The 14,458-nt window shown below is 44.1% G+C and carries 13 protein-coding genes, 1 tRNA gene and 1 pseudogene; 7 read left to right on the top strand and 8 right to left on the bottom strand.

What is annotated here, in order from left to right; all coding sequences use genetic code 11:
- The 4 genes from NHN17_RS11610 to NHN17_RS11595 all read left to right on the top strand — a co-directional run bounded on the left by NHN17_RS11610 (position 1) and on the right by NHN17_RS11595 (position 4,971).
- Positions 1–1,359: a TackOD1 domain-containing metal-binding protein gene (locus NHN17_RS11610; RefSeq protein WP_255042691.1), complete on the top strand. Its 1,359-nt coding sequence runs from the start codon at positions 1–3 to the stop codon at positions 1,357–1,359.
- The gene (locus tag NHN17_RS11605) at positions 1,346–2,659 is read left to right on the top strand and encodes a glycosyltransferase family 2 protein (RefSeq protein ID WP_255042688.1); all 1,314 of its coding nucleotides are present in this window, start codon (positions 1,346–1,348) and stop codon (positions 2,657–2,659) included. Before NHN17_RS11610 ends, NHN17_RS11605 begins: the two co-directional genes overlap by 14 nt.
- Before the next feature lie 3 nt (positions 2,660–2,662).
- Positions 2,663–3,697 (top strand): HlyD family secretion protein, encoded by a 1,035-nt coding sequence (locus tag NHN17_RS11600; RefSeq protein ID WP_255042683.1) that lies wholly within the window; start codon positions 2,663–2,665, stop codon positions 3,695–3,697.
- 260 nt (positions 3,698–3,957) lie between these two features.
- Positions 3,958–4,971, top strand: coding sequence for a manganese-dependent inorganic pyrophosphatase (locus tag NHN17_RS11595; RefSeq protein WP_255042682.1), 1,014 nt, complete (start codon positions 3,958–3,960; stop codon positions 4,969–4,971).
- Between the two features lie 51 nt (positions 4,972–5,022).
- On the opposite strand, the gene NHN17_RS11590 is transcribed toward NHN17_RS11595, so the two are convergent.
- The 6 genes from NHN17_RS11590 to NHN17_RS11565 all read right to left on the bottom strand — a co-directional run bounded on the left by NHN17_RS11590 (position 5,023) and on the right by NHN17_RS11565 (position 8,632).
- A tRNA-Ser gene (locus NHN17_RS11590) sits at positions 5,023–5,113 on the bottom strand.
- A gap of 118 nt (positions 5,114–5,231) precedes the next feature.
- Positions 5,232–5,924 (bottom strand): DUF4336 domain-containing protein, encoded by a 693-nt coding sequence (locus NHN17_RS11585; RefSeq protein WP_255042681.1) that lies wholly within the window; start codon positions 5,922–5,924, stop codon positions 5,232–5,234.
- Between the two features lie 121 nt (positions 5,925–6,045).
- A complete protein-coding gene (locus NHN17_RS11580) occupies positions 6,046–6,690 on the bottom strand; it encodes an HAD family hydrolase (RefSeq protein WP_255042680.1) in 645 nt (214 codons plus the stop codon).
- A gap of 213 nt (positions 6,691–6,903) precedes the next feature.
- Positions 6,904–7,149 carry a Rho-binding antiterminator gene (locus NHN17_RS11575; protein WP_255042679.1) on the bottom strand — a complete coding sequence of 82 codons (246 nt, stop codon included), beginning with the start codon at positions 7,147–7,149 and terminating at the stop codon, positions 6,904–6,906.
- Positions 7,150–7,174: 25 nt separating this feature from the next.
- Complete coding sequence (locus tag NHN17_RS11570; RefSeq protein ID WP_255042678.1) at positions 7,175–7,645, bottom strand: DM13 domain-containing protein; 471 nt, start codon at positions 7,643–7,645, stop codon at positions 7,175–7,177.
- A gap of 93 nt (positions 7,646–7,738) precedes the next feature.
- Entirely contained in the window at positions 7,739–8,632 is an 894-nt protein-coding gene (locus tag NHN17_RS11565; RefSeq protein WP_255042677.1) for a LysR family transcriptional regulator, read from the bottom strand.
- A 216-nt stretch (positions 8,633–8,848) separates the two neighbouring features.
- Here NHN17_RS11565 and tyrS point away from each other — a divergent pair, with 216 nt between their 5' ends.
- Positions 8,849–10,033, top strand: coding sequence for a tyrosine--tRNA ligase (gene tyrS, locus NHN17_RS11560; RefSeq protein WP_255042676.1), 1,185 nt, complete (start codon positions 8,849–8,851; stop codon positions 10,031–10,033).
- A 71-nt stretch (positions 10,034–10,104) separates the two neighbouring features.
- Here tyrS and NHN17_RS11555 read toward each other — a convergent pair whose 3' ends face one another.
- A complete protein-coding gene (locus tag NHN17_RS11555) occupies positions 10,105–10,800 on the bottom strand; it encodes an aspartate/glutamate racemase family protein (RefSeq protein WP_255042674.1) in 696 nt (231 codons plus the stop codon).
- 121 nt (positions 10,801–10,921) lie between these two features.
- Here NHN17_RS11555 and NHN17_RS11550 point away from each other — a divergent pair, with 121 nt between their 5' ends.
- On the top strand, positions 10,922–11,380 hold the full coding sequence (locus NHN17_RS11550) for a GNAT family N-acetyltransferase (RefSeq protein WP_255042672.1): 459 nt from the start codon (positions 10,922–10,924) through the stop codon (positions 11,378–11,380).
- Here the strand turns inward: NHN17_RS11550 and NHN17_RS11545 are convergent.
- Positions 11,330–11,832 (bottom strand): annotated as a pseudogene (locus NHN17_RS11545) (IS6 family transposase); the annotation flags it as partial. The gene NHN17_RS11550 and the pseudogene NHN17_RS11545 overlap by 51 nt on opposite strands.
- Before the next feature lie 340 nt (positions 11,833–12,172).
- On the opposite strand from NHN17_RS11545, the gene NHN17_RS11540 reads away from it, so the two are divergent.
- Positions 12,173–14,314, top strand: coding sequence for a bifunctional 2',3'-cyclic-nucleotide 2'-phosphodiesterase/3'-nucleotidase (locus NHN17_RS11540; protein WP_255042670.1), 2,142 nt, complete (start codon positions 12,173–12,175; stop codon positions 14,312–14,314).
- Positions 14,315–14,458 lie beyond the last annotated feature (144 nt).

Here is a 14,458-nt window from a genome sequence, read left to right as displayed (position 1 = left end):
ATGTACCCCATTGATAACAATTTATATTGGCTCGGTCGAGATCCACCAAAGGCCGTTCACTTCAAAAATGTAAAACAAGTTCACTGCGTAGATGACCTGCCCGACATCTGGGGAGGTATATTGTGCGTCAATCTAGATGATCCCGAAGAACAGAGCCATATGTTGGTCTCTATATTCTCTCATCAAAAAGTATGGTCTTGGGCAATGTATGTCACCCACACCAACCACTATTCTGACTGTCTCTGCGATGGTGTTTTCAATGAACAGACAGCCTATAACTATTGGCTTGAAATTAACCACAGACTCAACAAACTCTCTAACATCGAGCAAATTGATCCGCTCACAGGTTGGTTGGGCATTCAACGCACACGACGAGTGACACCTTTTAAACAACTCAATTATTTGGGCATCTACCAATACCCTATTATCGAAGCCTTATACCCAGAACTTTACTCAACCTACCGTTATGTGCTTTCCGAAGTAAACCGAGAAATGCTTGAACCAGAAAAACTGGTTGACCGTATTCGGGTTTGTAAACAATGCAATAGCGGGCACCTCAACTACGTAGAAGTATGTCCAAACTGCAAAAGCATCGATATCGACGTACAAACCTCATTGCACTGCTTTACTTGTGGACACGTTGGCGACCAACAAAGCTTCCTGCGCAAAGGGAAACTAGAATGCCCTAATTGTTTAACCCAGCTACGGCATATTGGTGTGGACTACGATCGGCCATTAGAAACACACATATGTCGCTCCTGCTTCCATTTGTTTGTTGAACCAGAAACAATAAGCAACTGTTTGAATTGTGAAACGCAAACTGAAACGGCAGAGCTTATTGTCCAAAAAATTCACCAGCTTAAACTGGGGCAGCTCGGAGAGTATGTTTACCAGCATGGAAAAGTATTACAAGCACCAGAGTTATCCATCAAAGGAAAAGTCGATGCCGGCTATTTTGAAAACATCTTACTGTGGCTCAACAAGGTCGCACTGAGACACGATGAAGAGCACCTACTGCTAAGCATGTACCTGCCTAGGCTAGAGGAGTACAGCAGCCTGTATGGTGATAGCAAAATGTTTGCCTTACTCGATCAAATCACAGTCCGGCTTAACGGCCTATTTCGCGATACCGATATCTGCTGTCAATACAAACAAGATGTCCTACTGGTACTCATGCCCAAAACGAAAATGACCAGCATCTCCGTACTGCAAAAGAAAATAGAACAGCTCAGCAGCCTGATCGAAGAAGAACAATTCGTATTACATGTCTCTGCGGTAAAAATACCAGACCCAACCATCAACGAAGGCGTTAAGGTATGGCTGGCTGAAACCATAGGTAATATCTATGCTGCCAGATAGTTTGAATGTCTTAGAGTATTTATTTCTCGTCTTGCAAAATAATCATGAAGTATGGCTTCTGCTCTTTCCAATGTTACTCATCGTTGAATTACCACTCTACCTATTAGTCATCACGGGTATTTTCCGTTGGGCTTTCCAGCAACCACCACCTGCCCCTTCACACTTCCCCAGCATCAGTTTCATTATTACCTGCTATGGTGAAGGAGATGCCATTCAAATCACTATCGATACCTTAGTCGAGCAAATCTATCCGGGACACATTGAGATATTGGCTGTGGTTGATGGAGCAAGCCAAAATCATGATACCTATCTTGCCGCTATTCGAAGTAAACAACATCATATCAAAAGAAATAACCGACAAATTTCCGTTATCCCTAAATGGCAACGCGGTGGGCGAGTCTCCACCCTCAACGCAGGCCTAGCGATGGCAAAAGGCCAACTTGTGATCAACGTTGATGGTGATACCTCATTTGATAACGACATGGCGTATAACATGGCTCGAGTGTTTTCATCTCCTCAAACACTAGCCTGCGGTGGCGCTTTGCGAGTACGAAACCACACCGCAAATCTCCTTACTCGGATGCAATCATTGGAATATATGCTATCAATGCAGGCAGGGAAAACAGGAATGGCAAACTGGGGGGTGTTAAATAACATTTCCGGTGCTTTTGGTACATTTAGAACCCACTTACTGAAGCAGGTTGGAGGGTGGGACACCCACACAGCCGAAGATCTCGATCTGACCGTGCGCCTAAAACAATATAAGGTGCGCTACCCCACCTATAAGCTGGATTTCACGCCCCATGCGGTTGGCCATACCGATGTACCAGACACCTTGAAAGGGTTGATTATGCAGCGCCTAAGGTGGGACGGGGACCTTCTGTTTCTTTTTCTGCGCAAGCATCGTGATGGGCTATCACCATCTTTACTGGGCTGGGGGAACTTTATTTTCACCTTGGCATACGGTGTCATACAAAACGTATTACTCCCCATCATTGTTGCTGGATATACAGTATATATCGTTATTAGCTATCCATTGGCTTTTGTACTGGCACTTTGCATGCTTTTGTACTTCGTCTACTTCTTCTTTTCATTGCTGTTCTTTATTGTGTATTACGGTTTAATTTCTGAACGAAGAAGCGATTGGAGAGCAGCTTTATGGTTACCTCTCTATCCTATTTATCAATTCCTGATGCGCCTTCTGACCGCTTTTGCCATGATCAATGAAGTGGTCCGACGCAGCCATGAAGAGTCCAGTATGGCGCCTTGGTGGGTACTAAAACGGGGGAAAAAGTTCTAAACGATGAAGGTTAAATTTCACCTCGACAAGCAACAAAAACCGCAATCAGAAGGTGGCGTTAAAGTCGTCTACGGGCAGGCCAAACGTAGCGGCTATAAACTACGTTGGTATCTGATCCTTGCCTTGGTGATCAGCCCACTGCTCATCATGGGGTATTATCTGTTCCGCACCCAAGTATTGGTTATCGCTCCAGCAATTATTACGTCATACCCCGTCACTATCACCTCTGCTGAAAGTAGTCTCGTCGCGCCACTACCGACAGTGGTTGGCAATAGGGTTACTAAAGGCCAAGCTATCATTTTGCTATCTGATCCGGCGCTTGATGAAGAAACCCGTTTTATTGAACAAGAGTTACTTAAACTCTCCCCACCCACCCCAAAAATAGACAAGCTCTATCAGGCTGCTATTGCACAATCAGAGCAAAACTTGCAAAAATTCCAACAAATTCAGCGAAACTACGACACCTTTAGAGCAAAAGGCCATGTCTCTGAAGTTGACTACGCTGCAATAATCAATATCAGCAGCTCACTCAACAATCAGCTAAATAACCAAAAATTGGCCTATATTGAGGCTCAACGCCATTTAAATGAAATAGCATTGGCAGGCCCTGTAAGCCAAGCCGATCGGGCGTTGATGCAGGAGTTGATCGTCAAACGCGCCCAGCAAGATAACCTCACCATTCGTAGCCCCATTAATGGTCGAGTCATCGATATCCACGTACTGGAAGGCGAGAGGGTTACAGCCGATACGCCACTGATCACGGTGGCACGAAACACTACCCCAGATATTATCGCCTTCCTCAACCCCAAGTACCTGAAATACAGCGACATAGATACCAATGCAACAATCACCTTTCCTGATGGCAAAAAAATGAGTGCCACAGTAAGCAAACCGGTCGAAATCGTTAATAAATTACCGCAGGAGCTTCAGCGCCCGTTTGAGGGGCAGCCAGCTTACTTAAAAGTCACCCTACATTTCGAAGGAGCACTTGAGCAAAAATATTGGATAGAAGGAATGGAAGTAGAAGTGCAATTCTAGTCATTTATACCAACCTACATAAATACTTGATCAGTCTTGCTGGTTAAAACCGCTGTTCTCTGCGTTAGATATTTTGTAATTAGAGCCACTAGTTACTGCAATATCTGCCTTGATAACAACGATTTTTCCAGTGCAAATACTTGATCAACGACTTATCCAGATTGGTATTAGTTACGTCGTTCTAACGTATTGAAATATTTCTGCAAACAAACAAGGGTAGCTTTTGCTTTCACTTTTAGGAAATAGATAGGGACATTACCGTGAAGCTCTCACCTCTCGTTGCAGCCATTCTCGTTTCAGTCAGTTCAACTAGCTACGCTTTCGACTTGCAACAACCGGCCAACAACAGTACAGATAATTTGGTCTGGACTGGACACCTCAGCCCTGATACCGACACCGTCGTTTCAGCCATGCTAGCGGCCCATATCTATGGTGGCACTGCTACCGTACCTGAGAAAATTAACCCTGAGTCAGAGTTTGTACTCAATTACTGTAACGCTGAAGCGCCACGCATCGAGTCTAATTATGCCGATTTCCAGGTAGGTCTTGTCGACTTTAACCAAGTAACTCAATTAGCCCCAACCATTGATCAAGGCTCTATTGTTGCTGTGATTGATCACCACGCCATTGGCGGTTCGCCTATCAACACACCACAACTTGTTGCGATGGATATCCGTGGCTGGGGCTCAGCAGCAACGATTTTGGCAGACAATGCCGAGAAGCTTGATGTTACCTTACCCAAACACCTGGCTTGTGCCGGTCTAGGTGCCATCCTGTCTGATACCGTGGTTTTCCAATCATCGACCACTACAGACTATGATCATCACTATGCTGAAAAGCTCGCAGCCATTGCTGGTATCAGCGATATAGAAGACTTCGGCCAGCAGATGCTAATTGCCAAATCTGATCTTAGCCACCTTTCTGCTGACACCATTTTGACCATGGACTACAAAAACTTTGAATATGGCGGCAAGAAAGTAGGTATTGGTGTGGCAGAAACGCTGACCGCCCAACAGTTGATTGACCGTAAGGAAGACTTGCTGGCAGCAATGAAAGCGCACAAGCAAGCCAATGAACTTGACCACTTGTTCTTCTCTATCACCGACACCAAAGATAAAAAAGCCAACTTACTGTGGGTGGATAACAACGACTTTACCGTCATTAAAGCCGCTTTCAATACTGACGTAGAGGGCGATATGCTAACGCTGGAAGGTGTCACTTCACGCAAGCGCCAGATTGGCCCTGCGATTCAAAGTGCGATTGAAAGCTTGTAACTATTCACTAGTCATATAAAAAAGCCAGCAATTAAGCTGGCTTTCTAAATTTGGCGGAGAGATAGGGATTTGAACCCTAGATACGCTACAAACGTATGCCGGTTTTCAAGACCGGTGCTTTCAACCACTCAGCCATCTCTCCTTTGTGCGGCGAATAATACGCAGTTCGATATTAGGTGTAAAGCAAAAATATCACTCAAATCGCCAAGCGCTCACTATCCCAGCAGGCCGCTTAAATACTCTACTTTCACCACAAGATATCAAGCAAACCGTGAGGATAATAAAGCAAATTTAGCTTTAGCATCATCTTCAATAATGTTTCCGTGTGTCACGATAATCTTGTCGAAGTCCCACTCTTGCACACTTTGGAGGAATCGATTAAAAGCCGGTTTATCTTTTAGTGTGAACCCCATTTTCAACGGCGGTGCGACGCAACACCCTTTGAAACCAATCGGTTCGAAGACGTACTTGGCCATCGCTCCTGCAAAACCCGCTTTATTCGGGTTTTCAGGGTAGTTTTGCACCAAGTCCGTCACAATCAACGAACTAGAGTGGCGATGATAGAAAACTGTTTCATTAAACAAAGGTACTGACGGCATGGTGTACCATTCCAAATCACCTTGCCAAACATTCTCCATTCCTCGCTGCAAAATATGATAACTCGATAGCGGTACTTTGCGGGGAATACCGGCACTGACATACACCTCAGCATCAGGATAAGCATCGATCCAATCTTGAAGCCATCGACTGTGATGGTTATTGGCTGCAACCAGATAACTAACAGGACCTAGCTCATTGATCGCTTGCTGCAGAGAGGATGACATGGCTGTCGGTGAATGTACCCACAGGCGACCATCCTGTAACCGGACAACCGTCATCCTCAGCCCAAGCTTTGTCCCCAGCATTTTCCTTGAGTCTTCATGAACCCAAATGTCATCACCTATTTGTCGCATGCAATCCCCGCTCGTTATCTGTGTCCATTAAACCTCTGTTTCCACTCAAGTATAGTGCCAGAGGCTATAGCAATGACATGCTTTTAGATCACAGAATAGCCAATTAGCGATTCGCTGAAATTTAGAGGTATGACTTAACTTCCAGCAATGACTCACCAATTAATGCTGCTCTTGACACAACATCGCTCGCAGGCACTAACAAATCAGGGATCATAATCGCTTGGCAGCCCGCATCTAGCCCAGAGCGCATACCATTGTTTGAGTCTTCCAAAACTAAACAATTGACAGGAGCGATATCCAGTTGGGCGCTAGCCATCAGGTAGCAATCGGGTGCTGGCTTACCGTTTTTCACATCTTCAGCCGTGACAACAACGTCAAATTGCGAGAGATAATCGGTGCCGGCAAAGTGGTGTGCCACTTTCTTACGTGGGGATGAAGTTACAAGCGCACATTTCAGCCCTTTTCGTTTAATATCTGCAAACAACTCGCTGAACCCCGGCATGAATGGGATCCCTTTATCTTGCTCGGCATGAAACATCGCATCCCTGACTTGGCAAAAACGCTCAAGATCCAACGCCTCACCAAACTTAACGGTAATGCGACGCTCACACTCGACATCCTGAACCCCAATAAAGCACTGATAGTCTTCATCCGTTAAGTCTAATCCTTGCTCTTCAGCTGCATATTGCCAACAGGTCTTGTACAAACCTTCGGTATCAAAGATCAGGCCATCCATATCAAACAATACCGCTTTTACTTCTGTCATATCTTCCTCAACTTTGGGTTGTAAACGCTCGCTGGCGCTAAAGTTACCTTTTGGGCCTAAGACAATGCTTTCATAGTAACCATCACCAGTACGTCTTGGACCACCACCAAGTTATACCCGTCATTAGCTAAACGGGCGGTTAACGCATCAATAGGGCTGTTTGATGGCGAGTGTAAACCATTGATATATATTTTTAGAAAGTGGAGAAATCGTTCAATCAAAGTCGATATGACTGAAGTGCGGATTATCTATTTGAACTTCGAGCTTGGAGACCACTTCTAGCAACACCAACTCAATAGTGTCACCTGTTTGGATCTCAATACACTCTTCTTTGCTTGCATTCCACTTGGTATCAAGTGCAGTTCCAAACACCTCTTGCCCTGACTTCAAGGTCAGCTTGACGGGATAGCGATACATACAAGCAATTTCAACATAATCAGTTTGATGACAAGAGACCATTTGGCATTCCTTTAAGGAGATAACATCACTGATACTGAGCTGAGGTAATAAATTGACCGAAGGTTTCACACCACACAATTACCGTATTGTATTGGGCTATCTCAACGCTTTCGTCCAGCGGCAACATAAACTGATCGAACGTTTTAATATCGCCAATCCTCACCATAGACGATTTAAGGCGATTGAAATCAGCTTCTGTTTCAACAAATTCAGGTGATAGGTAGAGCTTATAATCAGGTCCCGGCGCTAGCTCGCCGATAAAGCTGATGCTATCTGCAGCCAGTGCAACTTTTCCTTCTCCCCAATGCAGGAAATCACTGTCTTGGCGCTCTTTATCAAACGTTGCAGTAAACTGCGCTTTCGCCTCGACCGATTGAATGGTTGATACAGGTGGTGCATCTGGCGCTATCAATATCGGCAGGGCATAAATGCCAAGTGCAAAGCCAATCCCTACCGCAATAATGTGAGTGAATATCAGTCCAATAATTCGTTTCATGCCAGCCTCCTTGCTAACGCTGAGTAAGTTCAAACCCGTACATTTGAACTATAGCAAAAACAGTGAGGTAGCTTAGATTTATAGCGCCGAAAATTACAGCCTCTGTTTGGAAGCGAGAGCCTTTTCTAAAATATGCAGTAAAGCTTGGCGCACTGGGCCCTCGGTATGACGGCGGGTTTGGATCACATCAACCGTTGTCAGCCAACCATCCGGTTCGAAAGCGAGATCCAATATATTCAATTTACCTTGTTCAACATAAGGTGCAGCCAAACGTTCAGGAACGATCACCCAGCCAAGCCCTTGAGCAGCCAGTTCCAGTAAAAGCTGATGATTGTTGGCGTACCATACCTGAGTACTGATGGCATAACTAAACCACAACTCCTTACCACTGGACGAACGCTGCACAACTTGTCGGTAATTGCGCAAATCACTATCTTTAAGTGCTACCTTGTCAGCAAGCGGATGCTGAGGCGCAGCCAATGTCAAAAAGCGGTTATACCCTACCGTTGCAAACTCGGTATCTTCCAGCATTTTTCCATCGGAATACACCACGCCTACATGCGCCCTTCCCTCACTGACCATTGTTTTGATATCGAAAGTTGATGCCGAGATTAACTCAATATTGGTCATCGGATGCTGCTCGCCAATAGCGACAATTTGGCTAAGTAATTCAGGTTCAAGCAGGCTTTCCTCAATCGCAATCACCAACTCATGCTCTTCATCGGCATCCAGAGCCATTACCTTTTGGTCCAGACGTTGCTGCTGTAACAGAATTGAGCGAGCAATGGGTAACAGCGCCTCACCTTGGGCTGTTAATCTCGGCATATTGCTCGAACGGTCAAACAAGGTTTGATTCAACGCGATTTCCAAATTCGACACCGATTGGCTGACCCCTGACTGTGCCCGTTTATACTTTCTTGCAGCAGCCGAAAATGACCCACACTCACAAACGGCGACAAACATTTTCAATTGCTCAAAGCTGTACATAACGGATTGCTCACTTCCAAATCATTAACCACAAACAAGCTATCACACATTGTGATAGCTGCTAACTTTCACCTGAAACATTCTTTGATACGCTGAGGCATCAATTAGCGCGGCGGAATGTTAGTACACCGAGCTACGAATTGACACCATCTCAACAATCAGAGTATCAGAATAAATGATAGATAAGCTCTGAACTTAACGACTAACGGAGCGACTATGAATATTGACCAAGCCCTTGCTCTCATTCACCGAGGAACAGAGCAAGTTACCCCAGAATCAGCTTTGATTGATAAATTAAAAAAAGACCGACCGCTCGTGGTCAAACTTGGTGCTGATCCTACGGCGCCGGATATTCACCTTGGTCACACAGTTATTCTTAATAAATTACGACAGTTTCAAGACTTGGGTCATAAAGTTGTCTTCTTGATCGGCGACTTTACCGGTAAAATCGGTGATCCAAGCGGAAAGAACACCACGCGTCCACCACTAACGACAGAGCAGGTTCTCGCCAATGCCGAGACCTACCAGCAGCAAGTATTCAAGATCCTCGACCCTAGCAAAACCGAGATCGTCTTTAACTCCCATTGGCTATCTCAACTGGGTGCCGAGGGCATGTTAAAACTCACCGCCAGCCAGACAGTGGCCAGAATGCTTGAACGAGAGGATTTCAAAAAGCGTTTCGCCGAGCAACAATCGATTGGCATCCATGAATTCATCTACCCGCTGCTTCAGGGCTACGATTCTGTTGAACTAAAAGCCGATATTGAATTGGGTGGTACGGATCAGACCTTCAACCTGCTAATGGGCCGAGAGTTACAAAAGCAACACAACATGGAGCCACAGGTAGTGATCACCATGCCATTGCTGGTTGGCCTCGATGGCAGCAAGAAAATGTCAAAATCAGCGGCAAACTACATTGGTATCACTGAATCTTCTGAGGAAATGTTCGGCAAGCTGATGTCGATTTCTGACGAGTTGATGTGGAACTACTTTGAGCTATTATCGTTTCGCAGCATGGATGACATTGAACAGTTTAAGCGGGATATCAACACGGGACGTAACCCTAAAGAGATCAAGGTGCTGCTGGCCAAAGAGATCGTCGCCCGCTTCCATTCTGATGAAGCGGCCAATAGCGCCGAGTCGATGTTCAACCAACGTTTCGCGGCAAAGGTCCTGCCAGATAATCTAGAGACTATTGAAATGCAACACGGGTTAACCATCAGTCAGGTACTTAAACAAGCTGAACTAACCGCATCGACTTCTGAGGCGATTCGTTTGATCAAGCAAGGCGCCGTCAAAATTGATGGGATCAAGGTTGAGGAGACTTCATTTGAGCTTCCGGTAGGCGAAAGTATTTACCAAGTGGGTAAGCGGCGCGTTGCCAAGATCAATATCGTCTAATATAAAGACTATTATTCAAGATCATAGGGCCCTATTGGTGCCCTATCTTCCAACAACACATGACGGATATACTATACAGTCAAAGCCAGCTTAACCGCCGCCTCCGCATGGATGCTTGCCGTATCATAAAGCGGAACATCGGTATCTTTGGGCGAAATCAACAACGCAATTTCCGTACAACCTAGAATTACGGCTTCAGCGCCTTGTTCAGCCAGTTTTTCGGTAATTCGAACATATTCTGCCCGTGACTCTTCTTTGAGTACGCCTTTACAAAGCTCGTCATAAATAACCCGATGAATAATGTCCCTATCAGGTAAATCTGGCACCACTACCTCAATACCAAACTGCTCAGTTAAACGGCTGATATAAAAGTCTTGCTCTATGGTAAAACGCGTTCCCAATAGCCCCACTTTTTTGATGCCGTCGGATTTAAGTTGTTGTGCTGTTGCATCGGCAATGTGCAGCAAGGGGATTGACACAGCCTGCTCAATATCTTTAGCGACTTTGTGCATGGTATTAGTACAAATCAATAGAAAATCTGCACCAGCAACTTCCACCGATTTGGCTGCTTGTGACAAGATATTTGCGGTTGCAGTCCAGTCACCGGCATGCTGCAGCTTCTCAATTTCGTCGAAGTTTACACTGTAAAGAGCGATTTTGGCCGAATGTAGACCTCCGAGCTCGTGCTTAACCCCTTCATTAATTGCCTTGTAATAACTTGCTGTTGATTCCCAGCTCATACCGCCTAGCAAGCCAATGGTTTTCATGGTGTGCCTATCCGTGATTCTTCGCCAAACATTGTAAATTATTACCATTGTTAGACAGAAAAATACAGATAACACGCTAAGATATAAAACTTAACGCGAGCAAGGACAAGGAAGCAATAAAGTGATCCAACAAGCGACGTTTAGGGATACCGCTGACATTATTGCGGTTATAGGGCTAGCAATTAGGACCTGTATTGATGAGCCAGCTGATATCCAAGATGGGATTATTGCCAGCTGTGCCGACAGCGTGCTGTGGTGGCGACGTTACCCAGACAGCTCCGTGCATTATGTCTATCGCATTGACGGCAACATCGTCGGTACCATTCTGGTTAAGGAATATTGGAACCTATCCAATTTATTTGTAGACCCTCGGTTTCACCATCAAGGCATTGCTCGCCAGTTGATAACCAAAGCGCTCGAGGTTTGCAAAGAACGCTCGCCCAAACAAGCCGTTCACCTTAACGCTTCAGAATACGCCGTTAACTTTTATCAGAAACTGGGGTTTGTCCCGAATGGCGAGCCGAAGGACTTACCAGGTGGGTGCTTTCCTTTCATTTATATGTTCAATCAAACACCTTGAAGTATTAGAATCACAGACAACAGGGTTATTGAACTGTCCATTTTTAATCATCGACCACAGCTCTATGCCAGCGAGTGTGGCTTTAGCGCCTTCATCAGATTTCCATCCCAGACACTGATGCATCTTACCTTCACTTTCCGGTGGCTTTGTTCGACTAGGTAGTTTAAATACTTAACTTGAAGCACTTCAATCAAGTAGAGCACCCTCCCCATAAGCCAGAGTTGGACGTTAATATTATGCAGCGCTAACGCATTGGCACCACTCTTATCGAGCACCACCTTTTCAGGTAATCCGTTATGGCCTATTGCCTTAATGAAAAAGGCGCGAGCAGCTTTCTCATAACGGTGAGCGCAAAGTAAAAAATCAATGACCTTGCCGTACTTATCAACGGCTCGGTAGTAATATTTCCACTGACCTTTGACATTGATGTATGTCGCTTCCATCCGCCACAAAGAAGCGATTTGTGTCTATTTTTTTCAGTGATAGTTAACGCCGTGTGATCTTGTTCACGTTTTAGGTGGAAAGATGGGAAACGTTTGCTATTAACATAAATGCAGAATGTAATCGATAACTTGACGATATATATATCTTTATGTTTAAAAATAAACCACACCAATAATCTAAGCACTTGATGAAAGGTGTTTATTTAACAGTTAAGTAACTCCGGACAGGTATTATCCAACCGTGACATTATTTATCCTGCAACTTATAATTTTATTTCATTCTGTTTCATTTGATTTCGTTTGATTTCATTTGATTTCATTTTTTATACCGAATTTCCCTGGAAGTTAAATGAGTTTAAAAACGAAAAAATTGCTGCTGGCATCTTCAGTCGTAATATTGTTGGGCGGTTGTAATAGCGATAGTGGCAGTAATAATTATATTAGTATGGACCTACGTCTCATGGAGACCACGGATATTCATACGAATGTCATGCCTTATAACTATTTTGTCAACGCAGATGTTAATGCCAATTCAATGCCTGAGTGGGGTTTGGCTCGTACATCGCTCGTGATTCAAGAAACACGAGAAGAAGTTGACAACAGTATGTTGTTTGATAATGGTGATCTGGTTCAAGGTAGTCCAATGGGGGATTACATGGCAAATCTCGGAGTTGAACACCTTAAAAGGGATCTACACCCTGTTTACAAGGCAATGAATCATCTTAAATACGATGCAGCAAACTTAGGAAATCATGAGTTTAACTATGGCCTTGAGTATCTAGAAGAAGCACTGAAAGGTTCTGATTTCCCTTATGTATCTGCTAACATTTGGAAAGCTGACGACAGTCTTGAAAAAGTGAGCACTGACGCGGAAGAGTGTGAAATTCAGATTACTGAAGATTTCTATGAACAAGCAGAAAGCATGCACTCCCCATATGTTATCCTTGATCGAGATTTTCTTGGTGATGATGGTCAATACCACACCGTTAAAGTGGGTGTTATAGGCTTCACTCCACCTCAGATTATGGGGTGGGATAGTTCTCACTTGAAGTGTAATGTTCTAGTCTCTGATATTAAAAAAACTGCTGAACATTATGTTCCAATGATGAAGGCTGAAGGTGCTGATGTTATTGTTGCTATTCCGCACTCAGGGTTGGCTGACGAAGATGGTGAGTTTGCTGAAAATGCGACGCTTCAACTGGCTTATGTTGATGATGTTGATGCTATCATGTTTGGTCATGACCACCGTGAATTCCCAAATTCTACGGGTGAATATAGTGAAATCGAAGGGGTAAAATCAGAGAAAGGGCTTATTAATGGTATTCCGGCGGTTATGCCTGGCTTCTGGGGTGCTAAGTTGGGCGTCATTGATATCAAATTGAATTCTAAAGATGGTGGTGAGACTTGGCATGTTGATCATAGTCAGTCCACAGCTAAACTACGGTCATTGCTCCCAGAACAGTCTGATACTGTTATCGAAGCTCTTGTAGCAGAAGAGCATAAGGGTACAGTTGAGTATATGGCTGATACAATTGCAGAAATTGATGTTAACGTAAACAGCTTTTTCCCTCAGCTTGTACCAGATCTATCGATTCAAATTGTTAATGAAGCGCAGCTTCATCAATTGATGAAATGGAAAGATGAGGGGCAATTCCCTGATGCATCAGCCGATGCTTTCTTCTTGTCTGTTTCTGCACCATTTAAGTCTGGCCGTAACGGCGGTGAAGATTTTACTAATATCCAAGACGGTGAGTTTACTAATGCATCTGTTGCAGATATCTATGTATTTGACAACAATACACCCGCTGTTTTGAAAATGACTGGCGCAGATATGAAGCGCTGGATTGAGTGGGTTAACTCAAATGCTTACAACAACTTACCACTTCAAGATGGGGAAACATTCTTAGTCGAAGGGTTCCCTGGCTACAACTTTGATGCGTTTTATGGTGGTGTTGATAATGGCGGTGAAGGCCTTTTAAAATATGAAGTGAATGTTGTAAACAAGCCTCGTTTTACAAATATTAACGGCTTTAATTATGATGAAACAGCCAGCAATCAACAACTAACATCTTTGACATTTAAAGGTGAAGAAATTGATGATGATGCGGAAATTTATGTGATTACCAATAATTACCGAGCATCGAACGTTGATATGCCAGGAATTGATAAGGCTGAGCTTATTAAAGAAGAAGCTGCATTTAATAACCGTAATTTAGTACAGTACTACTTGAATGATCGTCTAGAAGAGCAAGATGATGATTTGAAGCTAGAATTTAAGAATGCTGAAGTGTTTACTCTAGTTGCGCCAGGCACAGATAAGGTTACATTTGCATCGGCGAAGCTTGAAGAGGCCTATCGTTGTGCGGATGAGTTAACCGGCCTTTCTACGACGGGTGTTGAGACGACAAAAGAAGGCTCTGAAGGGTTCGTTGAGTACTACTTTGATTTTGATTACAGTGGTGAATTTAACTGTTCGTTCAAAGGTCATTAATTCATTAGCTTAGATGAGTTAATCATAGAAGAACGCCCAGACCCACGCTATTACGTTACGTGATGCTAGTCGGTTAGACTGATAAATTAAGGCTAGATATCTAAAGATATTTAGCCTTTTTTCGTTACCCTGATAAACATTCGG

The organism is Photobacterium pectinilyticum (assembly GCF_024357955.1).
GTDB lineage: Bacteria > Pseudomonadota > Gammaproteobacteria > Enterobacterales > Vibrionaceae > Photobacterium > Photobacterium pectinilyticum.
The sequence above is the reverse complement of the archived record's forward strand: the minus strand, read 5'-3'. Positions and strand labels throughout refer to the sequence as shown.

Coding starts and splice junctions, on each gene's coding strand:
- NHN17_RS11600 (WP_255042683.1), top strand. CDS start 2,663: ATGAAGGTTAAATTTCACCTCGACAAGCAACAAAAACCGCAATCAGAA.
- NHN17_RS11565 (WP_255042677.1), bottom strand. CDS start 8,632: ATGTACAGCTTTGAGCAATTGAAAATGTTTGTCGCCGTTTGTGAGTGT.
- NHN17_RS11570 (WP_255042678.1), bottom strand. CDS start 7,645: ATGAAACGAATTATTGGACTGATATTCACTCACATTATTGCGGTAGGG.
- NHN17_RS11580 (WP_255042680.1), bottom strand. CDS start 6,690: ATGACAGAAGTAAAAGCGGTATTGTTTGATATGGATGGCCTGATCTTT.
- NHN17_RS11605 (WP_255042688.1), top strand. CDS start 1,346: ATGCTGCCAGATAGTTTGAATGTCTTAGAGTATTTATTTCTCGTCTTG.
- tyrS (WP_255042676.1), top strand. CDS start 8,849: ATGAATATTGACCAAGCCCTTGCTCTCATTCACCGAGGAACAGAGCAA.
- NHN17_RS11555 (WP_255042674.1), bottom strand. CDS start 10,800: ATGAAAACCATTGGCTTGCTAGGCGGTATGAGCTGGGAATCAACAGCA.
- NHN17_RS11585 (WP_255042681.1), bottom strand. CDS start 5,924: ATGCGACAAATAGGTGATGACATTTGGGTTCATGAAGACTCAAGGAAA.
- NHN17_RS11610 (WP_255042691.1), top strand. CDS start 1: ATGTACCCCATTGATAACAATTTATATTGGCTCGGTCGAGATCCACCA.
- NHN17_RS11575 (WP_255042679.1), bottom strand. CDS start 7,149: ATGGTCTCTTGTCATCAAACTGATTATGTTGAAATTGCTTGTATGTAT.
- NHN17_RS11540 (WP_255042670.1), top strand. CDS start 12,173: ATGAGTTTAAAAACGAAAAAATTGCTGCTGGCATCTTCAGTCGTAATA.